The sequence below is a fragment of the Streptomyces coeruleorubidus genome (assembly GCF_008705135.1).
Lineage (GTDB): Bacteria > Actinomycetota > Actinomycetes > Streptomycetales > Streptomycetaceae > Streptomyces > Streptomyces coeruleofuscus.
Map to the genome: position 1 here is coordinate 2,478,262 of NZ_CP023694.1, position 23,736 is coordinate 2,501,997.

Below are 23,736 nucleotides of genomic sequence, written 5' to 3' on the forward strand. Positions count from 1 at the left end.
GACCATCCGGAGCGGCGGGGCATCGCCGTTCTTCCAACTCAACAGAGGTACAGGGGAGTTACGACGTCATCGGCACGCCGCTGCGCCACGCCTGACCAACCGGCCTGTCGACCGCTGGGCCTCGCCGCCACCTCGGCGACACGCAGCAGGCGTCGAGGCGTCCGCGGCGGCGATGGCGGCGGCAGTGCTGCGGCAGGCCCTGATCCCGGCGCCCGGCCCCGGCCGTGACCGGCCCGGCCGGCACGCCCCGGAGCCTCACCGTCGAAACAGCCGTTTCCGATGGCTCGGAACTCCCCCGGGACGCCCGCCACCCCTCTCTCTGCGTAACGCTCCGTAACGCGCGCGCAATACAACAGCACAGTTCCGTCTCCTGGCGTGCCCGCGCCCGGGGCCTTTCCGGACTCGTTCACGCCGCACGCGCCCCGGCCACCGCATGATCTCGGCCAAGGCCAACCGGAAGTGCGCGTTCTCAGAATGCGGACTTCGGAGCAAACCCCCCAAACCCACCGAGACTGCCCGCCACCGAAGCCGGGCATCCACCGCGTCATAACAAGAAAGTCACAAGCCAGCCCACGCCGCTGACCCTGCCTCCACACGGGCTTAGAGTCACGGCCAGTCACCGCTCCATCGGGAGTTCGGTACCAGCGCGGCACTCACCCCCCGATCAGGGCGGGCCTGCCTGTGAAAGGACTGATCGTGCGACAGCGTTCCTTGGTGATTCTTACCTCCGTTCTTACGACCGGAGCTCTGACTCTCACCGCCTGCGGCTCCCGAGACGACAGCGGTAACAAGAGCGGAGACAGCGGCGACGGCACCACGCTGACCATCGGCGTGGACGCGCCCCTGTCCGGTGAGAACTCCACCACCGGCCTCGGCATTCAGTACGGCGCTCAGATCGCCGTCGACGACGCCAACAAGAACAACTGGGTCCCGGGCGTGAAATTCAAGCTCAAGGCCCTGGACGACAAGGCGCAGCCCGCCACCGGCCAGTCCAACGCCACCAGCCTCACCGGCGACAAGACCGTCGTCGGCGCCGTCGGCCCCCTGAACTCCGGCGTCGCCCAGACGATGCAGCAGGTGTTCGCCTCGGCCAACATGGTCCAGATCTCCCCCGCGAACACCGCCCCCGAGCTGACCCAGGGCAAGAACTGGCAGACGGACAAGAAGCGCCCGTTCAAGACGTACTTCCGCACCGCCACCACCGACGAACTGCAGGGCAGCTTCGCGGCCGGCTACGCGTACAACGGCCTCAAGAAGAAGAAGGCCTTCGTCGTCGACGACAAGCAGACCTACGGCGCCGGCCTCGCGAAGATCTTCAACGAGCAGTTCAAGAAGCTCGGCGGCAAGGTCGTCGCCACCGACCACGTCAACACCGGCGACAAGGACTTCGGCTCCCTCGTCACGAAGATCAAGAACTCCGGTGCCGACCTGCTCTACTACGGCGGCCAGTACGACGAGTCCGCGCTGATCACCAAGCAGCTCAAGGACGCCGGCGTCAAGATCCCGCTGTTCGGCGGCGACGGCATGTTCGCCTCCACCTACATCGAGGCCGCCGGCAAGCCCGCCGAGGGTGACCTCGTCACCGCCATCGGTGTCCCCGCCGACACCCTGCCCGCGGCCAAGCAGTTCATCCAGACGTACAAGGACAAGGGTTACAAGGGCGACTACGGCGCCTACGGCGCCTACGCCTACGACGCCACCACGGCCATCATCAAGGCCGTCAAGGCCGCGGCCGACGCCAACGGCGGCAAGGTTCCCAGCGACATCAACGACCTGCGCTCCAAGGTCGTCGACGGCGTCCAGAAGTCCGACTTCGAAGGCCTCACCGGCAAGGTCTCCTTCGACCAGTACGGCGACACCACCAACAAGCAGCTGACGGTGTACCAGGTCGAGAAGGGTGCCTGGAAGGCCGTGGAGACCGGCACCGCCGACCTCCAGTAATTCCGGCCCCCCAGTACGCAGCACCACGGGCCGCGCGGGAGGACGACCCCGACCGCGCGGCCCGTTTTCACACCCCCACAGCACGCGACCACGCACGCATCCAGTGCACACGACCACCAGCGACATGGAGGCCATGCGGTGAACACCCTGCCGCAGCAGCTGGCCAACGGGCTGCTTCTCGGCTCGATGTACGGGCTGATAGCCATCGGTTACACGATGGTGTACGGCATCGTCCAGCTCATCAACTTCGCGCACGGCGAGATCTTCATGACCGGAGCGTTCGGCGCCCTCACGGTCTACTTCTACATCCTCCCCGACGGCACCTCGATGGCCCTCGCCGTACCCCTGATGCTCATCGGCGGCGCCCTCGTGGCCATCCTCATCGCCGTCGGAGCGGAACGGTTCGCCTACCGGCCACTGCGCGGAGCACCACGACTGGCACCGCTCATCACAGCCATCGGCCTCTCCCTGGCACTCCAGGAGGTCGTGCGCAACTTCTACCCCGGCGCCGACCGCGCCCGCGCCTTCCCCGGCCTCGACGCCACCCACGACATCGGCTCCATCACCATCAAGGACGCCGACATCTTCCTCATCCTCGCCGCCGTCATCTGCATGGCCGCCCTCGCCTTCTTCGTGCGCCGCAGCCGCACCGGCCGCGCCATGCAGGCCACCGCGCAGGACCCCGACACCGCGCAGCTGATGGGCATCGACACCAACCGCATCATCGTCATCGCCTTCGCCATCGGCGGCTTCTTCGCCGCCGTCGCGGCCGTCGCCTACGGACTCAAGTACGGCAACGTCGACTACCGCATGGGCTTCCTCATGGGCCTCAAGGCGTTCACCGCGGCCGTCCTCGGCGGCATCGGCAACATCTACGGCGCCATGCTCGGCGGCGTCGTCCTCGGCATCGCCGAAACCCTCGCCTCCGCCTACATCGACGAGATCCCCGGCATGCAGCAGCTCGGCGGACAGAGCTGGGCCAACGTGTGGGCCTTCTGCCTCCTCATCCTCGTGCTCCTCTTCAGGCCACAGGGCCTGCTCGGCGAGCGCGTCGCGGACAGGGCGTGATCACATGACCGAGACGACCAAGACCCCCGCCCCGGACGCCATGCCCACCCCGCCCGCACTCCGCGGCCTCATACCGCTGCCCGCGGCCGCCGCCCGCGCCCTCCTGCTCGCCGGCGGCATCGCCACCGCGGCCTCCGCGTTCCTCGCCTGGACCTGGACCGACGAGTTCCCCGGCGACCTCACCTTCAACGGCTACCCCGGCGGCCTTCAGTGGCTCACCTTCACCGCCGGCGTCCTCACCGCACTGTTCGCGCTCGCCTCCTACGGCGTCCGCGGCCTCGGCTGGCTGCTGCCCGCCCGCAACAACGCACCCCTCGTGCTCACCGCACTCGGCGGCTTCACCGTCACCTGGTTCACCGTCATCGCCATCAGCGTCGAACTCGGCGGAGTAGTCAACCTCGAACCCGGCGGCTGGATCGCGGCCATCGCCTCCCTCCTGCCCGTCCTCGGCGCCTTCGCCCTCCCGCAGGAGCGAACCGCCGCCGACGGCACCAAGGAGACCCTCAAGGCCTACATCGCCAAGCCCGACCGCATCCCCGCACCCCAGGCCACCAGCGGCTGGGTCCAGCGGGCCGTGATCACCGCCGTCACCATCATCGGCCTCGGCGTCTTCACCTACGGCATCGACACCGAGTACGGCCAACTCTTCGTCGGCTACCTCTTCGTCGTCACCTTCGCCATGTGGGCCATCCACACCGCCGGCCTGCTCGACCGCTTCTCCGCACTGGTCGCCGCCAACCGCAGCTTCACGCTCGCCATGGGCTTCGCCGCGGCCATCGCCTTCCCCTTCACGCAGACCGACGACCACTACGCCAACATCGGCGTCAACATCCTGATCTTCGGGACGGTCGCCCTCGGCCTCAACATCGTCGTCGGCCTCGCCGGACTCCTCGACCTCGGATACGTCGCCTTCCTCGGCGTCGGCGCCTACACCGCCGCCCTCGTCTCCGGCTCCGAGTTCTCCACCATCTCCGGCGTCCACCTGCCCTTCTGGGCCTCCGCCCTGGCCGGCGCCGCCGCCTCCCTCGTCTTCGGCGTCCTCATCGGCGCCCCGACCCTGCGGCTGCGCGGCGACTACCTCGCCATCGTCACCCTCGGCTTCGGAGAGATCTTCCGCATCGCCGTCAACAACATGGACGGCGACTCCGGACCCGACGTCACCAACGGGCCCAACGGCATCGCCAACATCCCCGACCTGAACCTCCTCGGCTTCAACTTCGGCCAGGCCCACGACATCGGCGGATTCACCCTCGGCCGGTTCGCCAACTACTACCTGCTGATGGTCCTCATCATGGCCATCGTCGTCCTCGTCTACACCCGCGCCGCCGACTCCCGGATCGGCCGCTCCTGGATCGCCATCCGCGAGGACGAGACCGCCGCGACCGCCATGGGCATCAACGGCTTCCGCGTCAAGCTCGTCGCCTTCGCCCTCGGCGCCGCCCTCGCCGGCCTCGCCGGCACCGTCAGCGCCCACGTCACCTACAGCGTGGTCCCCACGCCGTACCAGTTCGCCGGCTCCACGCCGCCCAACTCCGCGTTCCTCCTGGCCGCGGTCGTCCTCGGCGGCATGGGCACGGTCGCCGGACCGCTCCTCGGCGCGGCCCTGCTCTACCTGCTCCCCGAGAAGCTCGTCTTCCTCCAGGACAAGTCGCTCCTCGCCTTCGGCATCGCGCTCATCCTGCTGATGCGCTTCCGCCCCGAAGGCATCATCGCCAACCGCCGGCGCCAGCTCGAATTCCACGAGACCGGCCAACTCGACGTACCCAAACAGACCACGCTGACCGACGAACCGGCCGTCACCAAGGCGGGGGCGTAACCATCATGACGACACCTGTACTCGAAGCCCGCGGCGTCACGATGCGCTTCGGCGGCCTCACCGCCGTCCGCTCCGTCGACTTCACGGTCAACGCCGGCGAGATCGTCGGCCTCATCGGCCCCAACGGCGCCGGCAAGACCACCTTCTTCAACTGCCTCACCGGCCTGTACGTCCCCACCGAGGGCACCGTCTCCTACAAGGGCACCGTCCTCCCGCCCAAGCCCCACCTGGTCACCCAGGCCGGCATCGCCCGGACCTTCCAGAACATCCGCCTGTTCGCCAACATGACGGTCCTGGAAAACGTCCTCGTCGGCCGCCACACACGGACCAAGGAAGGCCTCTGGTCCGCCCTCCTGCGCGGCCCCGGCTTCAAGAAGGCCGAACGCGCCAGCGAGGAACGCGCCATGGAACTCCTCGAGTTCATCGGCCTCGCCCACAAGCGCGACCACCTCGCCCGCAACCTCCCCTACGGCGAACAGCGCAAGCTCGAGATCGCACGCGCCATGGCATCCGAGCCCGGCCTGCTGCTCCTCGACGAGCCCACCGCCGGCATGAACCCCCAGGAGACGCGGGCCACCGAGGAACTCGTCTTCGCCATCCGCGACAAGGGCATCGCCGTCCTCCTCATCGAGCACGACATGCGCTTCGTCTTCAACCTCTCCGACCGCGTCGCCGTCCTCGTCCAGGGCGAGAAGCTCGTCGAAGGCACCTCCGACGTCGTCCAGGCCGACGAGCGCGTCATCGCCGCATACCTCGGCGAGCCGTTCGAAGGCGACCCCGGCGAGGCCGAAGCCGCCGAGGTCGAGGCCGCCGAAGCCGCCGCGGAAGCGTCGCCCAGCACCACCAGCAGCACCAAGGGAGAAGCCAAGTGACCGCACTCCTCGAGGTCGAAGACCTCCGGGTCTCCTACGGCAAGATCGAAGCCGTCAAAGGCATCTCCTTCAGCGTCGAGGCCGGCCAGGTCGTCACCCTCATCGGCACCAACGGCGCCGGCAAGACGACCACCCTGCGCACGCTGTCGGGCCTCCTGAAGCCGACGTCCGGGAAGATCCTCTTCGACGGCAAGCCCCTCAACGGGGTCCCCGCCCACAAGATCGTCGCCCTCGGCCTCGCCCACTCCCCCGAAGGCCGGCACATCTTCCCCCGCCTCACCATCGCGGAGAACCTCCAGCTCGGCGCGTTCCTCCGCAAGGACAAGGAAGGCATCGAGAAGGACATCCAGCGGGCCTACGACCTCTTCCCCATCCTCGGGGAACGCAGGAAGCAGGCCGCCGGAACCCTCTCCGGCGGCGAACAGCAGATGCTCGCCATGGGCCGCGCCCTGATGTCCCAGCCCAAGCTCCTCATGCTCGACGAGCCCTCCATGGGCCTCTCCCCGATCATGATGCAGAAGATCATGGCGACGATCTCGGAGCTGAAGTCCCAGGGCACGACCATCCTGCTCGTCGAACAGAACGCCCAAGCCGCGCTCTCGCTCGCCGACCAGGGCCACGTCATGGAGGTCGGCAACGTCGTCCTCTCCGGGACGGGGCAGGACCTGCTGCACGACGAGTCGGTCCGCAAGGCGTACCTCGGCGAGGACTGAGGTCCGGCCCGCACACGAAGAGGCCCGCCCCCATCGAAAGGGGCGGGCCTCTTGTTCTGCTCTTCTCAGCCCTTGCCGGCCTTCTTCTCCTCGGCGTCCTGGATGACGGCCTCCGCGACCTGCTGCATCGACATCCGCCGGTCCATCGACGTCTTCTGGATCCACCGGAACGCGGCGGGCTCGGTCAGCCCGTACTCCGTCTGGAGGATCGACTTGGCCCGGTCCACCAGCTTCCGCGTCTCCAGCCGCAGCGTGAGGTCCGCGACCTCCTTCTCCAGCTCCTTCAGCTCCGTGAACCGCGAGACGGCCATCTCGATCGCCGGCACGACGTCGGTCTTGCTGAACGGCTTCACCAGGTACGCCATCGCACCGGCGTCCCGGGCCCGCTCCACGAGGTCGCGCTGCGAGAAGGCGGTCAGCATCAGCACCGGCGCGATGCTCTCCTCGGCGATCTTCTCGGCCGCGGAGATACCGTCCAGCTTCGGCATCTTCACGTCCAGGATCACCAGGTCGGGCCGGTGCTCACGGGCCAGCTCCACGGCCTGCTCCCCGTCCCCGGCCTCACCGACGACGGTGTAGCCCTCCTCCTCCAGCATCTCTTTGAGATCGAGCCGGATCAGGGCCTCGTCCTCGGCGATGACGACCCGGGTCGTCATCGGAGGCACGTGCGAGTTGTCCTCATCAGGCACGTCAACAGGCTGGGGCGACTCGGGGGCGCTCACGTGGGCTCCTTGGTACGGGGCAGGCCGGTACTGCTCCCAAGAGCGTACCTAGCAGCAAGGCCACACAGTGAACCGGTACACTGCTCATCGGTCCCCTGACTTGCCCGGTTGGAGGAACTGGTCAGACTCGCGGCACTCAAAATGCCGTGCCCATTGGGCATGTGGGTTCGAATCCCACACCGGGCACAACGAAGTCGGAAGCGGAGGATCACGTTCGCGTGGTTCTCCGCTTTTTGCTGCCCCGGTCACGATCAGTGACGCACGGTAGTCGCATGAACGTTCATGGCACTGAGGTGCGACAGAGGGCCCTCACGCTGCTGCGCGGCGGCGCGAAAAACGCGGACGTGGCCCGCAACCTGAACGTGCCGCTGGGCACGGTCGGCTACTGGAAGCACATGGACCGGGCTGCACGCGGCGAGTGCCCCGGCCGGCACGACCCGATGTGCCCCCGATGCGATGGACGGGAACTCGACGAGGCCGCCTACGCCTATCTGCTCGGCCTGTATCTCGGCGACGGCCATATCAGCCACTACTCCGAGCACCGCGTGCCCAACCTCATGATCACCTGCACGGAATCGTGGCCCGGCCTCATGGACGACTGCGAACGGGCCATGCGTGCGGTATTCCCGGAGAACTCGGTCTGCCGTGTCCGCAAGACCGGCTGCCGCAACGTGAAGGTCTACTCGAAGCACCTGCACTGCCTCTTCCCCCAGCACGGCCCCGGCAAGAAACACGAGCGCCCCATTGCCCTTGAACCGTGGCAACAGGCGATCTTCGACGCCCACCCCTGGGAATTCATCCGTGGCCTCATCCACTCCGACGGCTGCCGGATCACCAACTGGACGACCCGCATGGTCGCAGGAGAGCGGAAGCGCTACGAATACCCGCGCTACTTCTTCTCCAACAAGTCGGACGACATCCGGAAGCTCTTCACGGATGCCCTCGACACGGTGGGCGTCGAATGGAGCACGCTGGCCCGCGGGAGCGACCCGTTCAACATCTCCGTCGCCCGCAAAGCCTCCGTAGCCCTCATGGACGCCCACGTAGGACCCAAGTACTGACCGCGCCCTACTTCGGGCTGTCGTCCTCGCCGATGTGATGGACGCGGACCATGTTCGTCGAGCCGGAGACGCCGGGAGGGGAGCCGGCCGTGATGACGACCGTGTCGCCCTTCTGGCAGCGGCCGTAGCGGAGCAGTAGTTCGTCGACCTGGTCGACCATCGCGTCCGTCGAACCGACCTGCGGGCCGAGGAACGTCTCCACGCCCCAGGTGAGGCTGAGCTGGGAGCGCGTCGCCTGGTCGGGGGTGAAGGCGAGGAGGGGGATCGGGGAGCGGTAGCGGGAGAGGCGGCGGGCTGTGTCGCCGGACTGGGTGAAGGCGACCAGGAATCGGGCGCCGAGGAAGTCGCCCATTTCCGCCGCGGCCCGGGCTACCGCGCCGCCCTGGGTGCGGGGTTTGTTGCGTTCCGTGAGGGGCGGCAGGCCTTTGGCCAGGATGTCTTCTTCCGCCGCTTCGACGATGCGGGCCATTGTCCTTACCGTTTCGATCGCGTGTTTGCCGACGCTCGTTTCGCCGGAGAGCATCACGGCGTCCGTGCCGTCGATGACCGCGTTGGCGACGTCGGAGGCCTCCGCGCGGGTCGGGCGGGCATTGTCGATCATCGAGTCGAGCATCTGGGTCGCCACAATCACCGGTTTGGCGTTGCGTTTCGCCAGTTTGATCGCGCGCTTCTGGACGATCGGGACCTGTTCCAGCGGCATTTCGACGCCTAGGTCTCCGCGGGCGACCATGATGCCGTCGAATGCGGCGACGATGTCGTCGATGTTCTCGACGGCCTGGGGTTTTTCGACTTTGGCGATGACGGGGAGCCGGCGGCCTTCTTCGTCCATGATGCGGTGGACGTCCTGGATGTCGTGGCCGGTGCGGACGAAGGAGAGGGCGATGACGTCGGCGCCGGTGCGCAGGGCCCAGCGGAGGTCGTCCTCGTCCTTTTTGGAGAGGGCGGGGACGGAGACGGCGACGCCGGGGAGGTTGAGGCCTTTGTGGTCGGAGATGACGCCGCCCTCGACGACCGTGGTGTGGACGTGGGGGCCGTCGACGTCGGTGACCTCCAGGCAGACTTTGCCGTCGTCGACGAGGATGCGTTCGCCGGTGGTGACGTCGTGGGCGAGGCCGGCGTAGGTGGTGCCGCAGGTGTTGCGGTCGCCTTCGACGCCTTCTTCGACGGTGATGGTGAAGGTGTCGCCGCGTTCAAGGAGTACGGGGCCTTCGGTGAAGCGGCCGAGTCGGATTTTCGGGCCTTGAAGGTCGGCGAGGATTCCGACGCTGCGGCCGGTTTCGTCGGCGGCCTTTCGTACCCGGTGGTAGCGCTCCTCGTGCTCGGCGTGGCTGCCGTGGCTGAGGTTGAATCGGGCTACGTCCATTCCGGCGTCGACCAGGGCTTTGATCTGGTCGTACGAGTCGGTGGCGGGTCCTAGGGTGCAGACGATCTTTGCTCGGCGCATGGTCTGAGCCTATGAGTTACTGGCTGGTAGCGAATTGGTCGCGCGTGACTACTCAACAGACTTTGAGTGAAGCGTTATTGACAAGTGTTGAATTGTGCGGCGGGGTGCTCCGATGAGCGCATGAGCACCCCGTGGAATTCGGTCGGGCTTTCGGAATGGGCCGGTTAGAGCCGCGGCGGCACCATCGTGAAGCGGGCGTTGATCTGGGCGTGGACCCGCTGGCGCTGAGGTTCGAGGTCGAGGGGGGCGGCCGGGGCGTTCTCGGCGGCGGCGCCGTAGGCGGCGGAGCGTGCGCGGCCGGGGGCCTGGGGGTAGGCCGGGGGTGCGTTCTCGGCGCCGATGTCGGCGAGTTCGACCAGGGCGGAGAGGGTGGTGCCGAGTGCCTCGGCGTACTCGCGGGCGCGCTGGACGGCTTCGCGTACGGCCTTCTTGCGGGCTTCGCGGTGGGCGGGCGAGTCGGGGCGCAGGGCCCACCAGGGTCCGTCGACGCGGGTGAGTTCGAGGTCGGCGAGGCGGGTGGTGAGTTCGCCGAGGGCGGTGAAGTCGGTGAGTTCGGCGGTGACGTGGACGGTGCCGTGGTAGGTGCGGACGCGTTCGCCGCGGCCGTGCTTGGTGAGTTCTGGGGTGATGGAGAAGGCGCCGGTCTCCAGGCGTTCGACGGCGTCGCCGTAGGACTTGACGAGGTCGAGGACGCCGGCGTTGCGGTGGGTGAGGTCGTCGAGGGCGGAGCGGCGGTCGCGGCCGCGGGCGGCGACGGTGATGCCTATGCGGGCGATCTCGGGGTCGACTTCGAGGCGGGCTTCGCCGCGGACGGCGATGCGGGGGGCGTCGGGTGTGCCGTAGGGGACGGCGGGTGTGGGGGCGTCTGACGTGGGCGCGGTCATACGCCCCACTCTGTCATGTCTTGGCTGACCGGAGGGGTGGAGCGGGCGGGTCGAGTCATCAGATCGCAACCTGGCGGGACTGTTGCGGCCGGTCATGTCCGGGTCAGAATCTACGCGCGTTATCTACGCGCGTCGTTCACAGATTCCGCGAGGAGCCAGACATGCCGTTGAACCGCCGGAAGTTCCTGGAGAAGTCCGCCGTGACCGGGGCGGGGGTGGCGCTGGCCGGTGCGGTCGGGGCGCCGGGTGCGCAGGCGGCCGAGGCGCGCGAGGACAAGCGGGGTGCGAAGCGGTACGCCTTCACCGTGCTGGGGACGACGGACCTGCACGGCAACGTCTTCAACTGGGACTACTTCACGGACAAGGAGTTCGACGACAAGGACCACAACGACATCGGTCTCGCCAAGGTCTCGACCCTGGTGAACCGCGTCCGTGAGGAGAAGGGCCGCCGCAACACGCTGCTGATCGACGCGGGCGACACCATCCAGGGCACGCAGTTGTCGTACTACTACGCGAAGGTCGACCCGATCACGGCCGAGGGCGGCCCCGTGCACCCGATGGCGCAGGCCATGAACGCCATGGGCTACGACGCGGCGGCGCTCGGCAACCACGAGTTCAACTACGGCATTCCGGTGCTGCGGAAGTTCGAGCAGCAGTGCCGTTTCCCGCTGCTGGGCGCGAACGCGCTGGACGCGAAGACGCTTCGGCCGGCGTTCGCGCCGTACAGCATGCACCGGCTGCGCACGCCGTGCGGGCGGGACGTGAAGGTGGCGGTGCTGGGTCTGACCAACCCGGGCATCGCGATCTGGGACAAGGCGAACGTGCAGGGGAAGATGACGTTCCCGGGTCTGGAGGAGCAGGCGGCGAAGTGGGTGCCGAAGCTGCGGTCGATGGGCGCGGACGTCGTCATCGTGTCGGCGCACAGCGGTTCGTCGGGGACGTCGTCCTACGGTGACCAGTTGCCGTACATCGAGAACGCGGCCGGGCTGGTGGCCGAGCAGGTGCCGGGGATCGACGCGATCCTGGTCGGGCACGCGCACACGGAGATCCCCGAGTACTTCGTCACCAACAAGAAGACCGGCAAGCGGGTCGTGCTGTCGGAGCCGCTGAAGTGGGGGCAGCGGCTGACGCTCTTCGACTTCGAGCTGGTGTGGGACAAGGGCCGCTGGGCGGTCGAGAAGGTGGGCGCGCAGGTCCTGAACTCCAACACCGTTCAGGAGGACCCGAAGATCGTGGGGCTGCTGTCGGACGAGCACGAGAAGGTCGTGGCGTACGTCAACCAGGTCATCGGCACGAACGCGGCGGAGATGACGTCGGCCGAGGCGCCGTACAAGGACGTGCCGATCATCGATCTGATCAACCACATCCAGGCGGACACGGTGAAGCAGGCCCTGGCGGGCACGGAGCACGCCGCGCTGCCGGTGCTGTCGCAGGCGGCGTGCTTCTCGCGGTCCGCCCGGATCCCGGCGGGCGAGGTCACGATCCGGGACGTGGCGGGTCTGTACGTCTTCGAGAACACGTTGGAGGCGCGTCTGATGACGGGTGCGCAGATGAAGGCGTACCTGGAGTTCTCGGCGGGCTACTTCGTGCAGACGGCGCCGGAGGCTCAGGTGGATCCGGCGAAGCTGACGAACGCGAACGGCACGCCGGACTACAACTACGACGTGGTGAGCGGTCTTTCGTACGAGATCGACATCGCGAAGCCGGCCGGTTCGCGGGTGACGAACGTGCGGTTCGAGGGGCAGCCGCTCGCGGACGACGCGAAGTTCGTGTTCGCGGTGAACAACTACCGGGCCAACGGCGGCGGCAACTTCCCGCATGTGGCCGCCGCTCCGCTGCTGTGGTCGAACTCGGACGAGATCCGCAACACCATGATCGCCTGGGTGAAGGCGAAGGGGTCCATCGACCCGGCCGGGTTCGCGGCGGTGGACTGGAAGCTCACGCGGAACGGTACGCCCGTCTTCTGAGCCGCGGGCTTCGTCACCTTCGGTCCACGAGCGGGGTCAGCGCCGGTGCCTCACGGGGCGGCGGGACCTGCTGGCGCTGCGTGAGGCCGAAGGTGGTGAAGGCGGTGCGGCGCGGGAGCGTGTACGCCTCCCTGCCGGTCACGGAGTTGAGGATGATCGCGCTGCGCCAGGCGGCGAGGCCGAGGTCCGGGGCGCCGACGCCGTGCGTGTGGGTCTCGGCGTTCTGGACGTACACCGTGCCGGTGACGGACGGGTCGAGGACGAGGCGGTAGTCCTCGTCGATGCGCGGGCGGTCCTGGCTGTCGCGGCGCATGTAGGGGTCGAGGCCGGCGAGGATGCGGTCGAGGGGGCGTTCGCGGTAGCCGGTGGCGAGGACGACGGCGTCGGTGGTGAGGCGGGAGCGGCTGTCCTGCCGGCCGTGTTCCAGGTGCAGTTCCACCTTGGTCGTCGCGACGCGTCCGGCGGTGCGGACGCGGACGCCGGGGGTGAGGACGGCGTCGGGCCAGCCGCCGTGCAGGGTGCGGCGGTACAGCTCGTCGTGGATGGCGGTGATGGTGGCGGTGTCGATGCCCTGGTGGAGCTGCCACTGTCCGGCGAGGAGCCGGTCGCGGGCGGGCTCGGGCAGGGCGTGGAAGTAGCGGGTGTGGTCGGGGGTGAAGTGCTCCAGGCCGAGCTTGGAGTACTCCATGGGTGCGAAGGCCTCGGTGCGGCCCAGCCAGTGGAGCTTCTCGCGCCCGGCGGGCCTGCCGCGCAGCAGGTCGAGGAAGATCTCGGCGCCTGACTGTCCGATGCCCACGACCGTGACGTGCTCGGCGGCCAGGAGGTCCGCGCGGTGGTCGAGGTAGTCGGCGGCGTGCACGACGGGCACGCCGGGGGCTTCGACGAGGGGCTTGAGGGGGTCGGGGACGTAGGGCTCGGTGCCGATGCCGAGGACGACGTTCCGCGTGTACGTGCGGCCGAGGGCCTCCGCTTCTCCGTCGGCGTCGAGCTGGGTGAAGTCGACCTCGAAGAGGTCGCGTTCGGCATTCCAGCGGACGGCGTCGACCTGGTGGCCGAAGTGGAGGCCGGGGAGGCTCTCGCCGACCCAGCGGCAGTAGGCGTCGTATTCGGCGCGCTGGATGTGGAGGCGCTCGGCGAAGTAGAAGGGGAAGAGCCGCTCGCGGGACCTGAGGTAGTTGAGGAAGGTCCAGGGGCTGGTGGGGTCGGCGAGGCTCACCAGGTCGGCGAGGAACGGCACCTGGATGGTCGCGCCCTCGATGAGCAGACCGGAGTGCCAGCCGAAGGCGGGGCGTTGCTCGTAGAAGGCGGTGTCGAGTTCGCCGAGGGGGTGGGCGAGCGCCGCGAGGGACAGGTTGAACGGGCCGATGCCGATGCCGACCAGGTCGCGGGGTGCGTCGGGCTCGCGGTGGGGGTGCGGGCAGGGGTGCTGGGGCCGGGTGGCCTGGGCGGGGTTCGGCTCGTGCGGCTGGGGGCTCGGCGCGGGGTTCATCGGGGGGTGTGTCCTTCCACGAGTGTCGCTTGCCGCGCTGTGACGAGGTGGAGCAGCGCGGCCAGGTCGTCAGGCCCGGTGGCGGGGTTGAGGAGGGTGGCCTTGAGCCAGAGCCGGCCGTCGAGGCGGGCCCGGCCGAGGACGGCGCGGCCGTCGGTGAGGAGCGCGCGGCGTACGGCGGCCACGGTGGTGTCGCCGGCGCCCGCGGGCCGGAACAGGACGGTGCTGATGACGGGCCGGGCGTGGAGTTCGAAGCCGGGGTGCTCCTCGACGAGGGCGGCGAACTCCGCTGCCCGGGCGCAGACCTGGTCGACGAGCGCACCGAGGCCGCTGCGGCCGAGGGTCTTGAGGGTGACGGCGAGCTTGAGGACGTCGGGGCGGCGGGTGGTGCGCAGGGACCGGCCGAGCAGGTCCGGCAGACCGGCCTCGGTGTCGTCGGCGGCGTTGAGGTAGTCGGCGCGGTGCCGCAGGGCGGTGAGGTCGCGGGGGTCCTTGACGGCCAGGAGGCCCGCGGCGACCGGCTGCCAGCCGAGTTTGTGCAGGTCGAGGGTGACGGTGTCGGCGGCGTCGAGCCCGGCGAGCCGGGGGCGGTGGCGGTCGCTGAAGAGGAGGCCTCCGCCGTAGGCGGCGTCGATGTGCAGCCGGGCGCGGTGGGCGGCGCAGCGGGCGGCGATCTCGGGCAGGGGATCGATGAGTCCGGCGTCGGTGGTGCCGGCGGTGGCGGCGACGAGGAGCGGTCCGGGCAGCCGGGAGAGGGCCTCGTCGAGGGCGGCGGGGTGGAGTGTGCCGGCCGGGGCGGGTACGACGACGGGTTCGGGCAGGCCGAGCAGCCAGGCGGCCCGGGCCAGCGAGTGGTGGGCGTTCGCCCCGCGCACCAGTCGCACGGACCCGCCGTACGCCTCCCGCGCGAGGAGGAGGGCGAGTTGGTTGGACTCGGTGCCGCCGGTGGTGATCAGGGAGTCGGGTCCGGTGCCCGCGTCTCCCCCGGCCTCGTAGACCTCCGCGGCCAGCGCTGCCGCGACCAGCGTCTCCAGCTCCGACGCCGCCGGGGCCTGGTCCCAGGAGTCCAGGGACGGGTTGAGGGCGGAGGCCGCGAGGTCGGCGGCTGCGGCGAGGGCGAGGGGCGGGCAGTGGAGGTGGGCGGCGCACAAGGGGTGTGCCGGGTCGGCGGCGCCCTCGGCGAACGCGCGGACCAGGGTGCTCAGGGCCTGCGGGTCGCCCTGGTCGGGCAGGGCTTCCCCCACCGCCTCCCGCAGCCGCGCCGCGACGGCGTCCGGCCCGCCCGCCGGCAGCGGCCCGCCTCGGGCCCGGGCGCCGTCGTCCAGCGCTCGGAGCACGGTGTGGAGCAACGGCCGCAGGGCGTGGGGGCCTTCGGGGCCTGAGGCGAGGGGCGGGGTGCGCATGGGCTGTCCTCCGGGGCGCGGGGCGGGCGCGCCCGAATAGCCCAACGACCGGATGCGGGAGGAGGTACTTCCGTACGGGGAAACCGGCCGGAACGGCCCGGCCCGGGGCTCGGCCCCTGAAGTCGTCCGCGTGGCCTCCGCCGCGCCCGGGCGGAGCACTCGCAGTCGTCCGCGTGGTTCCCGCCCGCACCCGGGCTCCACCCGCGAGACCGTCCGCGTGGTTCCCGCCCGCACCCAGGCTCCACCCGCGAGACCGTCCGCGTGATTCCCGCCCGCGCCCAGGCTCAGCCCACGCAGCCGCCCACGTCGTCCGCGTGGTTCCCGCCCGCACCCGGGCCCGACCCGCGAGACCGTCCGCGTGGTTCTCCACCGCACGCGGGGGCTTGGCCCACGCTGTCGTCCACGCGGTTCTCCCCCGCACCCGAGGCCCGACCCGCGAAACCGCCCGCACAGCCCGCCCCGCACCCGGGGCGCGAACGGGCGAAGCCGTCCGCGCCCCGGGTGCCGGTTCTAGAACTTCGTGCTCTCCTGGACCCGCAGCGCCCGTGCCAGATCGTCGAGTTGGTCGGCGAGCTTGCGGCGCAGCGCCGGGATCGGGGCGGCGTCGCGGAGGCATTCCTCGCCGAGGCGGAGGTTCTCGGGGTCGACGGCGTGGGCGGGGAAGGCCCAGCGGCCGGCGGCTTCGGCGATGGCGGGGCCGCGGCGGTCGGCGACGTCGACCGCGTCCGTGTAGTAGCGCGGCACGTACGCGCGCACCAGGTCGGCCTGTTCGGGCTGCCAGAAGCCCTGGGCGGTGGCGGTGAACAGGTAGTTCGACAGCTCGTCGGAGCCGAACATCGCCTCCCAGGCGCGGGCCTTGGCCTCCGGGTCGGGCAGGGCGGCGCGGCAGCGGGCGGCGCCCTCCAGGCCGGTGGCGCTCGGGTCGCGGTCCAGTTCGGCGGCGATGGCGGCCTCGTCGGTGGCGCCGAGGACGGCGAGCCGGCCCAGGACGCGCCAGCGCAGCTCGGGGTCGAGTTCCGGGCCGCCGGGCACGGTGCCGTCGGCGAGCCAGGCGGCGATGGCGTCCGGGTGGGCGGCGACGTCGATGCGGTGGCGTACGGCGATCAGGCGCAGGCCGGGGTTGTCGCCGTCCTCGGTGCGGCGGATGAGGTCGCGGCACAGCTCGGAGAGCGTGGCGAGCGCGGCGGGCCGCTCCTGGGGTGTGAGGTAGCGGTCGGTGATGTACGTGGACGCGAAGGCGAGCACGCCCTGGACGATCGCGAGGTCGGTCTCCAGTGGGAGATGGGCGCGGGCGGTCTCCAGGTAGGCGGCGGGGGCCAGTTCGCCGTCGCGGACGGCGTCGCGCAGGGCGTTCCAGACGACCGCGCGGGTGAGCGGTTCGGGCAGGCCGGACAGGTCCTTGCGGACGGTCTCGAAGGACTCGGGGTCGAAGCGGACCTTGGCGTAGCTGAGGTCGCCGTCGTTGAGGAGGAGCAGCGCGGGGCGCTTGCCGATGGGGTGGGCGCCGGTCTGCGGCAGGTCCAGGTGGAGGCGTTCGCGCAGCACGAGGTGCCTGCCGTCGTCGCCGAGGTCCCGGTCGTACAGGCCTGCGGCGATGCGGTGCGGGCGGCTGCCGGTGCGGTCGACGGTGAGGGCGCAGGTGCCGTTCTCGCCGGGGGCGAGGTGCGGGGTGAGGGTGTCGACGCCGGTGGTGCGCAGCCAGGCGTCGGCCCAGGCGTGGACGTCGCGTTCGGTGGCGTCGGCGAGGGAGTCGATGAAGTCGGCGAGGGTGGCGTTGCCGAACCTGTGCCGGGTGAAGTGGGTGTTGATGCCGGCGAGGAAGTCCTTCTCGCCGAGCCAGGCGACCAGTTGCCGCAGCGCGCTGGCGCCCTTGGCGTAGGAGATGCCGTCGAAGTTGAGGAGCGCGGAGGCGGTGTCGTCGACGGCCTCGGGGGCGACGGGGTGGGTGGAGGGGCGCTGGTCGGCGTCGTAGCCCCAGGACTTGCGGTTGACGCCGAAGTCGGTCCAGGTGTCCGTGAAGCGGGTGGCCTCGGTGAGGGTCTGGTAGCCCATGTACTCGGCGAAGGACTCGTTCAGCCAGATGTCGTCCCACCACTTGAGGGTGACGAGGTCGCCGAACCACATGTGGGCCATCTCGTGGGCGACGACCATGGCGCGGGTCTGGCGCTCGGTGTCGGTGACGGCGGAGCGGTAGACGAACTCGTCGCGGAAGGTGACCAGTCCGGGGTTCTCCATGGCGCCCGCGTTGAACTCGGGGACGAAGGCCTGGTCGTAGGAGTCGAAGGGGTAGGCCTCGTCGAACTTCTCGTGGTAGCGGTCGAAGCACGCGCGCGTGACGTCGAGGAGTTCGTCGGCGTCGGCGTCCAGGTAGGGGGCCAGCGAGCGGCGGCAGTGCAGGCCGAAGGGCAGGCCGCGGTGTTCGGTGCGCACGGAGTGCCAGGGGCCGGCGGCGACGGCGACGAGGTAGGTGGAGATCAGCGGGGTGGGGGCGGCCTGCCAGAGGCCGTCGCCGGTGTGCTCGGTGACGCTGTTGGCGAGGACGGTCCAGTCCTGCGGGGCCTTCACCGACAGTTCGAAGACGGCTTTGAGGTCGGGCTGGTCGAAGGCGGCGAAGACGCGCTGGACGTCGTCCAGGAAGAGCTGGGTGTAGACGTAGGTCTCGCCGTCGGTGGGGTCGGTGAAGCGGTGCATGCCTTCGCCGGTGCGGGAGTAGCGCATGTGCGCGTGCACGCGCAGTTCGTGTTCGCCGGCGGTGAGGTTCTTCAGGGGCAGCCGGTTGCCGTCCAGGGTTTCCGGGTCCAGGGGTTGTCCGTCGAGGGTGACGGAGCACAGCTCGGCGGGCCTGACCTCGACGAAGGTGTCCCCGTCCGCGCGGGCGCTGAACCTGATCACGGTGCGGGATTCGAAGATCTCGTCGCCGGTGGTCAGATCGAGTTCGATCGAGTAGCGGTGGACGTCGAGGAGCCCTGCTCGGGTCTGCGCTTCGTCGCGCGTCAGTACGGACATGCAGGACATGCTGCCTGATGGCACCGGCATGGCACAGAGGCGGATCGGTTTGCGACCGATGTCCGGTCTATGTGCGGTCTTTTTCGAGCTCCCCGGCGTGCGCCCCCGAGGGCCGCTGGGACGGCACGCGCGCGTCGGGGTGGGGCAGGGCGGGCCGCTGGGAGTGTGCTGCGGTCTCGGTGTGCTCCCGGACCTGAGCGCGCAGCCGGCGCACCTCCTGTTCCAGGGCGAGGTGGTGCCGGTGGGCGTCGTAGAGGTAGCGGACCTTGGTGCGCAGGGACCAGGGGTCGACGGGTTTCATGACGAGGTCGGCGACGCCGAGGCGGAAGGCGGCGGTGGTCAGTTCCTGGTCGGGGCCGAAGCCGGTGAGCAGGATCACCGGGATGTGCTGGGTCTGTTCCACGCGGCGCATGTAGCGCACGACCTCCAGCCCGCTGACTCCGGGCATGCGCACGTCGAGCAGGAGCAGGCCGACCTGGCCGCGCAGCACCTGCTTGAGCGCCTCGTCGCCGCCGGTGGCCCGTCCGAGCTGGTAGCCCAGCGGGGCCAGGGCGCTCTCCAGCGCGTACAGCGTGTCCTCGTGATCGTCGACGATGAGGATCCTGGTATCCGACGGCATGGCCCGACGTCCCCTCCCTGTGGAGGACCAGAGTAAATCCGGGACGCTGACGCGTAGTACTTGTCAGCTGACATGCTGTGCACAGCGCAGCATGCCCCGCGCGGGCCGCGGTGTCACTCCCTCCGGGTAGCGGGCGGGGATCCGGCAGGCGGACTCGAGCGGGGTTGCGATGAGTTTTCCGCCCCACAGGGGTCTCAACGGCAGTAGCTCGAGCCGCAGCGGTACGGCCCCTAGGTGAACGGGAGAGAAGGTCATGTCAGCAACCCGAGGGCAGGCAGCCGAGGCCGGCGTACGCGTCGTCTCCGCCGACGGCACGGAGATCGCGTTCGAGCAGTCGGGCAGCGGGCCCGCTGTCGTCCTGGTGGCCTCGGCCCTGGCCGACCGCTCCGACACCACCAGGCTTGCCGCCCTCCTCGCCGAGCACTTCACAGTGATCAACTACGACCGGCGCGGCCGGGGTGCCAGCGGTGACGCCGACGCTTACGCCGTCGAGCGCGAGATCGAGGACATCGCCGCCTTGATCGAGCACGTCGGCGGCTCGGCGTCGCTGTTCGGCTCGTCCTCCGGGGCGGTCCTCGCCCTGCGTGCGGCCGCTGCCGGAGTGAATATCGACCGCCTGGCCCTGTACGAGCCGCCGTTCGTGGTCGCCGACGGCGACGACGGCCCGCCCAGGGACCTCGCGCGGCAGGTCACCGCGCTGCTCGCGCAGGGCCGCGACAGCGACGCGGTCAAGTACTTCATGACGAGGGTGCAGGGCATGCCCGGTATCGCCGTGTTCTTCATGAGGCTGATGCCGAAGGTGTGGGCGAACCTCACCGGGTTGGCCCGCACCCTGCCCTACGACATCGCGGTCATGGGCGACACCCAGCAGGGCAAGCCGCTCGACGCCGAGGAGTGGAAGGGCGCGAGCGTGCCCACCCGGGTGCTGACCGGCGGCAAGAGCCCGGCCGCCTTCCAGCGCGCCGCCCGCGCCGTCATCGAGATCCTGCCGCAGGCCGACCACCGCGCCCTGCCGGGCCTCAACCACGGCGCGGTCGTCATGGCACCGAAGAAGCTCGCCCCGCAGATCACCGAATTCCTCAAAGGATGACCCGACTTGGTCTTCGGCCTGGGCAGGTCGAAGATCGGGCCAGGTCAGTCACGGCCCGGCGCGGACCCGTTGAGTGCCTCGTCCGCGATGCGCTCGTGGTGGCGGATGACCTCGGCGACGATGAAGTTCAGGAACTTCTCCGCGAAGGCCGGGTCCAGTTTGGCGTCCTCGGCGAGCGCGCGCAGCCGGGCGATCTGGCGGGACTCGCGGGCCGGGTCGGCGGGCGGCAGCTGGTGCCGGGCCTTGAGGAGGCCGACCTGCTGGGTGCACTTGAAGCGCTCGGCGAGCATGTGGACGACGGCCGCGTCGATGTTGTCGATGCTGTCGCGCAGGCGGGCGAGTTCCGTAACGACGGCGGGGTCGACGTCACCGGTGCCGGTGTTGCTGGTGGTCATGGCAGGTCAGCCTAAGGGGCGCAGGCCCGGCGGCCGCGGGCCGTCTCACAACTCGGCGGTGCTCAGCCGCTTGTGGAAGCAGACGTCCTCGTGTCCGCCGGGCACGCCCTCGATACGCGCCCGTTCCCGGAAGCCGAGCCGGGGGTAGAAACCGGGTGCCTGGAAGCTGTAGGTGGAGACGACCATGTCCGTGCAGCCGCGCCGGACGGCCTCTTCCTCCGCGGCGTGCATCAGCCGGCCGCCCCAGCCGGCGTGCCGCTGGTCCGCGCGCACCCAGAGCAGATCCACGGAGCACAGGCTGCCCCAGGTCCAGGCGGTGAGCCCGCCGATCAGGTCGCCGGCCTCGTCGGTGACGCGGACGGAGAGGGGCTCGGTGGTGGCGCCGTCGGCGGCCGCGGTGTTGAAGGCGGTCAGCTCCTCGTCGAGCCGCTTCTCGAGTTCGTCGTCCTGGCCGCCCACCCGGAGCGAGGCGGCGACGGAGCGCTGTTCGCTGGTCACGGCCCGGATTCTGCCAGCGGCCCGGGGCGGCGACGACCGGTTTTCGCGGCGGCGGGGCGGCCCCGTGGCCGTCACACTTCCGTACAGTGGAATCGGGTTCAGGGGCGTCTTGGGGGTGAGGCGTGGCGAACGACGGGCCGGTGGAGCACGGCTACCCGCATCTGGAGACGGTGCGGGCCGCCATCACGGCGCTGTACAAGCGGCTGTCGTACGACACGATCCAGACGTTCGCCACCAGCGTGCTCCCCGCCGACGTGGCCTTCTGCGACACCGACGACCTGTATCTGGGGGCGCAGCGGGTGGCGCACGAGCTGGTGCGGCACTACCGGCTGCCGGATGCCCGGATGATCGTGAGCTTCCGGGAGATGCGGCACGCGGCGAACGTCGAGCTCGCGGCCGGGCCGGAGTACTTCGTGGAGCTGAACGACCGGTTCCGTACGCATCGGCGGGACATCGGGGCGGCCCTGGCGCACGAGGTGATGCATGTGTACCTGCACCGCCTCGACCTGTCCTTCCCGGGCGTGAGGGACAACGAGATCCTGACGGACACGGCGACGACGTATCTGGGTGCGGGCTGGCTGCTGCTGGACGCGTACCGGGAGGACCGGGCGGCGTCCCAGAAGCTGGGGTACCTCACGCCGGAGGAGTTCGGGTACGTGCTGGCCAAGCGGGCGCTGGTCTTCGGGGAGGACCCGTCGGTGTGGTTCACCAGTCCGCAGGCGTACACGGCATATGTGAAGGGGAGGGAGCTGGCCCGTCACGACGAGCAGCAGCCGCCGCTGACCGCGGCGGGATGGGCGGGGCGGCGGCGGTACGCGCGCGATCGGCGGCATGCGCCGACAGGTCCGCCGCAGCCGGGTGTGCGGTACTCGTTCACTCCCGACGGGGGTGGGCGGTTGCGGGTGTCGTTTCCCTGTCCGACCTGTCATCAGCGGATCAGGGTGCCGGTGCGGGGGCGGGTTCGGGCGCGGTGTGCGTTGTGCCGGAGTGTGTTGGAGTGCGACACGTAGGTGTGCGCCGGGGTGGGGAGAGGGATCGCCCGCCGGTCTTCCTACGCCCCGTACACGCGCCCCGGCTCACCCGCCTCCGCCAGCAGTTTCCGCGCCGCCTCCCCCGCCTCCGCCGGAGCCCACCGCTCGCCCTTGTCCACGCCCGGGCCCGGGCGCCAGCCCTCCATCACCGTGATCCGGCCGCCCTCCGCCTCGAAGACCCGGCCGGTCACGCCGGCGCTCGCGGCGGAGCCGAGCCAGACGACCAGAGGGGAGACGTTCTCCGGGGCCATCGTGTCGAAGCCGGAGTCGGGTGCTGCCATGGTGTCGGCGAAGGTGCGTTCCGTCATGCGGGTCCGGGCGGCGGGGGCGATCGCGTTGACCTGGACGCCGTAGCGGCGCAGTTCGGCCGCCGCGACCAGGGTGAGGGCGACGATCCCGGCCTTGGCGGCGCTGTAGTTGCCCTGTCCGACCGAGCCCAGCAGGCCCGCGCCGCTGCTGGTGTTGACGATCCGCGCCTCGGGCCGGCGGCCCGCCTTGGCCTCGGACCGCCAGTGTGCGGCGGCGTGCCGCAGGGGCAGGAAGTGGCCCTTGAGGTGGACGCGTACGACGGCGTCGAAGTCGTCCTCGTCGAGGTTGACCAGCATCCGGTCGCGCAGGAAGCCCGCGTTGTTGACGAGCGTGTCGAGCCGGCCGTACGTCTCCAGGGCCGTCTGGACGAGGGCGGCGGCGCCCTCGGTCGTGGCGATGTCGCCGCCGTGCGGCACCGCCTCGCCGCCCGCCGCGCGGATCTCCTCGGCGACGCGGCCGGCCGGGCTGTCGGGACCGGGCGTCCCGCCGGCGGCTGCGGGTGTGCCGTCGAGGCCGACACCGAGGTCGTTGACGACGAGCCGCGCGCCCTCGGCGGCGAACGCGAGGGCGTGGGCGCGGCCGAGGCCCCGGCCCGCGCCGGTGACGACGACGACCCGCCCGTCGCAGATTCCGCTCATCTCGGGTCTCCTTCCGTGTAGGTCTCGTTGTTCGCCGTCGAGGCGTCCAGGAACGCGGGGCGCTCCCCGCCGCCGTGGACGAGCAGGCTCGCCCCGCTGATGTAGGCGGCGGCGTCCGAGGCGAGGAAGACCGCGGCCCGGCCGACGTCGGAGGGCTCGGCGAGGCGGCCGAGCGGGACGGTCCGGGCGACGGCGGCGACGCCGTCCCGGTCGCCGTAGTGGAGGTGGGACAACTCGGTGCGGACCATGCCGACGACGAGGGTGTTGACCCGGATGTCGGGCGCCCACTCCACGGCCATCGAGCGGGAGAGGTTCTCCAGGCCGGCCTTGGCGGCTCCGTAGGCGGCGGTGCCCGGTGAGGGGCGGCCTCCGCTGACGCTGCCGATCATGACGATCGAGCCCCTGGCCCGCCGGAGGTGCTCGTACGCGGCGAGGGACACGGTCAGCGGAGCCACGAGGTTGAGCTCCACCACGCGCGCGTGCCGGTCGGCGGAGGCGTGGGTGAGCGGGCGGTGGGGGCTGCCGCCCGCGTTGTTGACGAGGACGTCGAGCCGGGGCAGCTCGCCGCACAGGTGCCGGACGGCCTCGGCGTCCCGGACGTCCAGCGGCGCGAACTCCGTTCCGGGTACCGGGACTTCCGGCGGGTGGCGGGCACAGACCACGACCTCGGCGCCCGCCCGTACGAAGGCACGCGCGATGCCGGCACCGACGCCCCGGGTCCCGCCCGTGACGACGGCGACCTTCCCGTCCAGCTCCATTCGCTGCTACCT

At 70.3% G+C, this 23,736-nt stretch carries 20 protein-coding genes and 1 tRNA gene; 10 read left to right on the forward strand and 11 right to left on the reverse strand.

From position 1 onward, the window contains the following. Positions 1-711 precede the first annotated feature (711 nt). The 5 genes from CP976_RS11560 (at position 712) to CP976_RS11580 (ending at position 6,410) form a co-directional block, all read left to right on the forward strand. On the forward strand, positions 712-1,941 hold the full coding sequence (locus CP976_RS11560; protein ID WP_150485310.1) for a branched-chain amino acid ABC transporter substrate-binding protein: 1,230 nt from the start codon (positions 712-714) through the stop codon (positions 1,939-1,941). Positions 1,942-2,079: 138 nt separating this feature from the next. Beyond that, positions 2,080-3,009 (forward strand): branched-chain amino acid ABC transporter permease, encoded by a 930-nt coding sequence (locus CP976_RS11565; protein WP_086855523.1) that lies wholly within the window; start codon positions 2,080-2,082, stop codon positions 3,007-3,009. Positions 3,010-3,013: 4 nt separating this feature from the next. After that, the gene (locus tag CP976_RS11570; protein WP_150480278.1) at positions 3,014-4,825 is read left to right on the forward strand and encodes a branched-chain amino acid ABC transporter permease; all 1,812 of its coding nucleotides are present in this window, start codon (positions 3,014-3,016) and stop codon (positions 4,823-4,825) included. A 5-nt stretch (positions 4,826-4,830) separates the two neighbouring features. Beyond that, the gene (locus tag CP976_RS11575) at positions 4,831-5,697 is read left to right on the forward strand and encodes an ABC transporter ATP-binding protein (protein ID WP_086848239.1); all 867 of its coding nucleotides are present in this window, start codon (positions 4,831-4,833) and stop codon (positions 5,695-5,697) included. Beyond that, on the forward strand, positions 5,694-6,410 hold the full coding sequence (locus CP976_RS11580; protein ID WP_059414413.1) for an ABC transporter ATP-binding protein: 717 nt from the start codon (positions 5,694-5,696) through the stop codon (positions 6,408-6,410). Before CP976_RS11575 ends, CP976_RS11580 begins: the two co-directional genes overlap by 4 nt. Positions 6,411-6,475: 65 nt before the next feature. Here the strand turns inward: CP976_RS11580 and CP976_RS11585 are convergent, their stop codons facing one another. Further along, complete coding sequence (locus tag CP976_RS11585; protein ID WP_150480279.1) at positions 6,476-7,132, reverse strand: ANTAR domain-containing response regulator; 657 nt, start codon at positions 7,130-7,132, stop codon at positions 6,476-6,478. 102 nt (positions 7,133-7,234) lie between these two features. On the opposite strand from CP976_RS11585, the gene CP976_RS11590 reads away from it, so the two are divergent. Together CP976_RS11590 and CP976_RS11595 are read left to right on the forward strand one after the other, a co-directional pair. After that, positions 7,235-7,318 (forward strand) — tRNA-Leu (locus CP976_RS11590). A gap of 86 nt (positions 7,319-7,404) precedes the next feature. Continuing rightward, positions 7,405-8,193, forward strand: coding sequence for a helix-turn-helix domain-containing protein (locus CP976_RS11595; RefSeq protein WP_150480280.1), 789 nt, complete (start codon positions 7,405-7,407; stop codon positions 8,191-8,193). A gap of 7 nt (positions 8,194-8,200) precedes the next feature. On the opposite strand, the gene pyk is transcribed toward CP976_RS11595, so the two are convergent. Both pyk and CP976_RS11605 read right to left on the reverse strand, forming a co-directional pair. Then, positions 8,201-9,637 carry a pyruvate kinase gene (pyk, locus tag CP976_RS11600; protein ID WP_150480281.1) on the reverse strand — a complete coding sequence of 479 codons (1,437 nt, stop codon included), beginning with the start codon at positions 9,635-9,637 and terminating at the stop codon, positions 8,201-8,203. Between the two features lie 164 nt (positions 9,638-9,801). Then, positions 9,802-10,521: an SIMPL domain-containing protein gene (locus CP976_RS11605; protein ID WP_150480282.1), complete on the reverse strand. Its 720-nt coding sequence runs from the start codon at positions 10,519-10,521 to the stop codon at positions 9,802-9,804. Positions 10,522-10,682: 161 nt separating this feature from the next. Between CP976_RS11605 and CP976_RS11610 the strand changes: the two genes are divergently transcribed. After that, entirely contained in the window at positions 10,683-12,488 is a 1,806-nt protein-coding gene (locus CP976_RS11610; RefSeq protein WP_150480283.1) for a bifunctional metallophosphatase/5'-nucleotidase, read from the forward strand. A 13-nt stretch (positions 12,489-12,501) separates the two neighbouring features. Here CP976_RS11610 and CP976_RS11615 read toward each other — a convergent pair whose 3' ends face one another. The 4 genes from CP976_RS11615 to CP976_RS11630 all read right to left on the reverse strand — a co-directional run bounded on the left by CP976_RS11615 (position 12,502) and on the right by CP976_RS11630 (position 19,005). Further along, entirely contained in the window at positions 12,502-13,977 is a 1,476-nt protein-coding gene (locus tag CP976_RS11615) for a lysine N(6)-hydroxylase/L-ornithine N(5)-oxygenase family protein (RefSeq protein ID WP_150480284.1), read from the reverse strand. Next, positions 13,974-15,380, reverse strand: coding sequence for a pyridoxal phosphate-dependent decarboxylase family protein (locus CP976_RS11620; protein ID WP_150480285.1), 1,407 nt, complete (start codon positions 15,378-15,380; stop codon positions 13,974-13,976). The genes CP976_RS11615 and CP976_RS11620 overlap by 4 nt, the downstream gene beginning before the upstream one ends. A gap of 510 nt (positions 15,381-15,890) precedes the next feature. Further along, complete coding sequence (gene pepN / locus CP976_RS11625) at positions 15,891-18,386, reverse strand: aminopeptidase N (protein ID WP_150480286.1); 2,496 nt, start codon at positions 18,384-18,386, stop codon at positions 15,891-15,893. A 67-nt stretch (positions 18,387-18,453) separates the two neighbouring features. Continuing rightward, positions 18,454-19,005 (reverse strand): response regulator, encoded by a 552-nt coding sequence (locus CP976_RS11630; protein WP_150480287.1) that lies wholly within the window; start codon positions 19,003-19,005, stop codon positions 18,454-18,456. Positions 19,006-19,258: 253 nt separating this feature from the next. Here CP976_RS11630 and CP976_RS11635 point away from each other — a divergent pair, with 253 nt between their 5' ends. After that, positions 19,259-20,095: an alpha/beta fold hydrolase gene (locus CP976_RS11635; RefSeq protein WP_150480288.1), complete on the forward strand. Its 837-nt coding sequence runs from the start codon at positions 19,259-19,261 to the stop codon at positions 20,093-20,095. Positions 20,096-20,139: 44 nt separating this feature from the next. On the opposite strand, the gene CP976_RS11640 is transcribed toward CP976_RS11635, so the two are convergent. Beyond that, positions 20,140-20,490, reverse strand: a complete 351-nt coding sequence (locus CP976_RS11640) for a chorismate mutase (RefSeq protein ID WP_150480289.1) — start codon at positions 20,488-20,490, stop codon at positions 20,140-20,142. 45 nt (positions 20,491-20,535) lie between these two features. After that, positions 20,536-20,988: a GNAT family N-acetyltransferase gene (locus CP976_RS11645; RefSeq protein WP_229875814.1), complete on the reverse strand. Its 453-nt coding sequence runs from the start codon at positions 20,986-20,988 to the stop codon at positions 20,536-20,538. 122 nt (positions 20,989-21,110) lie between these two features. Between CP976_RS11645 and CP976_RS11650 the strand changes: the two genes are divergently transcribed. Then, the gene (locus CP976_RS11650) at positions 21,111-21,998 is read left to right on the forward strand and encodes a hypothetical protein (RefSeq protein ID WP_150480290.1); all 888 of its coding nucleotides are present in this window, start codon (positions 21,111-21,113) and stop codon (positions 21,996-21,998) included. Between the two features lie 41 nt (positions 21,999-22,039). Here the strand turns inward: CP976_RS11650 and CP976_RS11655 are convergent, their stop codons facing one another. Together CP976_RS11655 and CP976_RS11660 are read right to left on the reverse strand one after the other, a co-directional pair. After that, positions 22,040-22,966: an SDR family oxidoreductase gene (locus CP976_RS11655; protein ID WP_150480291.1), complete on the reverse strand. Its 927-nt coding sequence runs from the start codon at positions 22,964-22,966 to the stop codon at positions 22,040-22,042. Further along, entirely contained in the window at positions 22,963-23,724 is a 762-nt protein-coding gene (locus CP976_RS11660) for an SDR family oxidoreductase (protein ID WP_150480292.1), read from the reverse strand. The genes CP976_RS11655 and CP976_RS11660 overlap by 4 nt, the downstream gene beginning before the upstream one ends. Between the last annotated feature and the right edge of the window lie 12 nt (positions 23,725-23,736).

Excerpts from the sequence above, each read along its gene's own strand:
- CP976_RS11570 (WP_150480278.1), top strand. The coding sequence starts at position 3,014 with ATGACCGAGACGACCAAGACCCCCGCCCCGGACGCCATGCCCACCCCG.
- CP976_RS11575 (WP_086848239.1), top strand. The coding sequence starts at position 4,831 with ATGACGACACCTGTACTCGAAGCCCGCGGCGTCACGATGCGCTTCGGC.
- CP976_RS11595 (WP_150480280.1), top strand. The coding sequence starts at position 7,405 with ATGAACGTTCATGGCACTGAGGTGCGACAGAGGGCCCTCACGCTGCTG.
- pyk (WP_150480281.1), bottom strand. The coding sequence starts at position 9,637 with ATGCGCCGAGCAAAGATCGTCTGCACCCTAGGACCCGCCACCGACTCG.
- CP976_RS11605 (WP_150480282.1), bottom strand. The coding sequence starts at position 10,521 with ATGACCGCGCCCACGTCAGACGCCCCCACACCCGCCGTCCCCTACGGC.
- CP976_RS11610 (WP_150480283.1), top strand. The coding sequence starts at position 10,683 with ATGCCGTTGAACCGCCGGAAGTTCCTGGAGAAGTCCGCCGTGACCGGG.
- CP976_RS11615 (WP_150480284.1), bottom strand. The coding sequence starts at position 13,977 with ATGAACCCCGCGCCGAGCCCCCAGCCGCACGAGCCGAACCCCGCCCAG.
- CP976_RS11620 (WP_150480285.1), bottom strand. The coding sequence starts at position 15,380 with ATGCGCACCCCGCCCCTCGCCTCAGGCCCCGAAGGCCCCCACGCCCTG.
- pepN (WP_150480286.1), bottom strand. The coding sequence starts at position 18,386 with ATGTCCGTACTGACGCGCGACGAAGCGCAGACCCGAGCAGGGCTCCTC.
- CP976_RS11630 (WP_150480287.1), bottom strand. The coding sequence starts at position 19,005 with ATGCCGTCGGATACCAGGATCCTCATCGTCGACGATCACGAGGACACG.
- CP976_RS11635 (WP_150480288.1), top strand. The coding sequence starts at position 19,259 with ATGTCAGCAACCCGAGGGCAGGCAGCCGAGGCCGGCGTACGCGTCGTC.
- CP976_RS11640 (WP_150480289.1), bottom strand. The coding sequence starts at position 20,490 with ATGACCACCAGCAACACCGGCACCGGTGACGTCGACCCCGCCGTCGTT.
- CP976_RS11655 (WP_150480291.1), bottom strand. The coding sequence starts at position 22,966 with ATGAGCGGAATCTGCGACGGGCGGGTCGTCGTCGTCACCGGCGCGGGC.
- CP976_RS11660 (WP_150480292.1), bottom strand. The coding sequence starts at position 23,724 with ATGGAGCTGGACGGGAAGGTCGCCGTCGTCACGGGCGGGACCCGGGGC.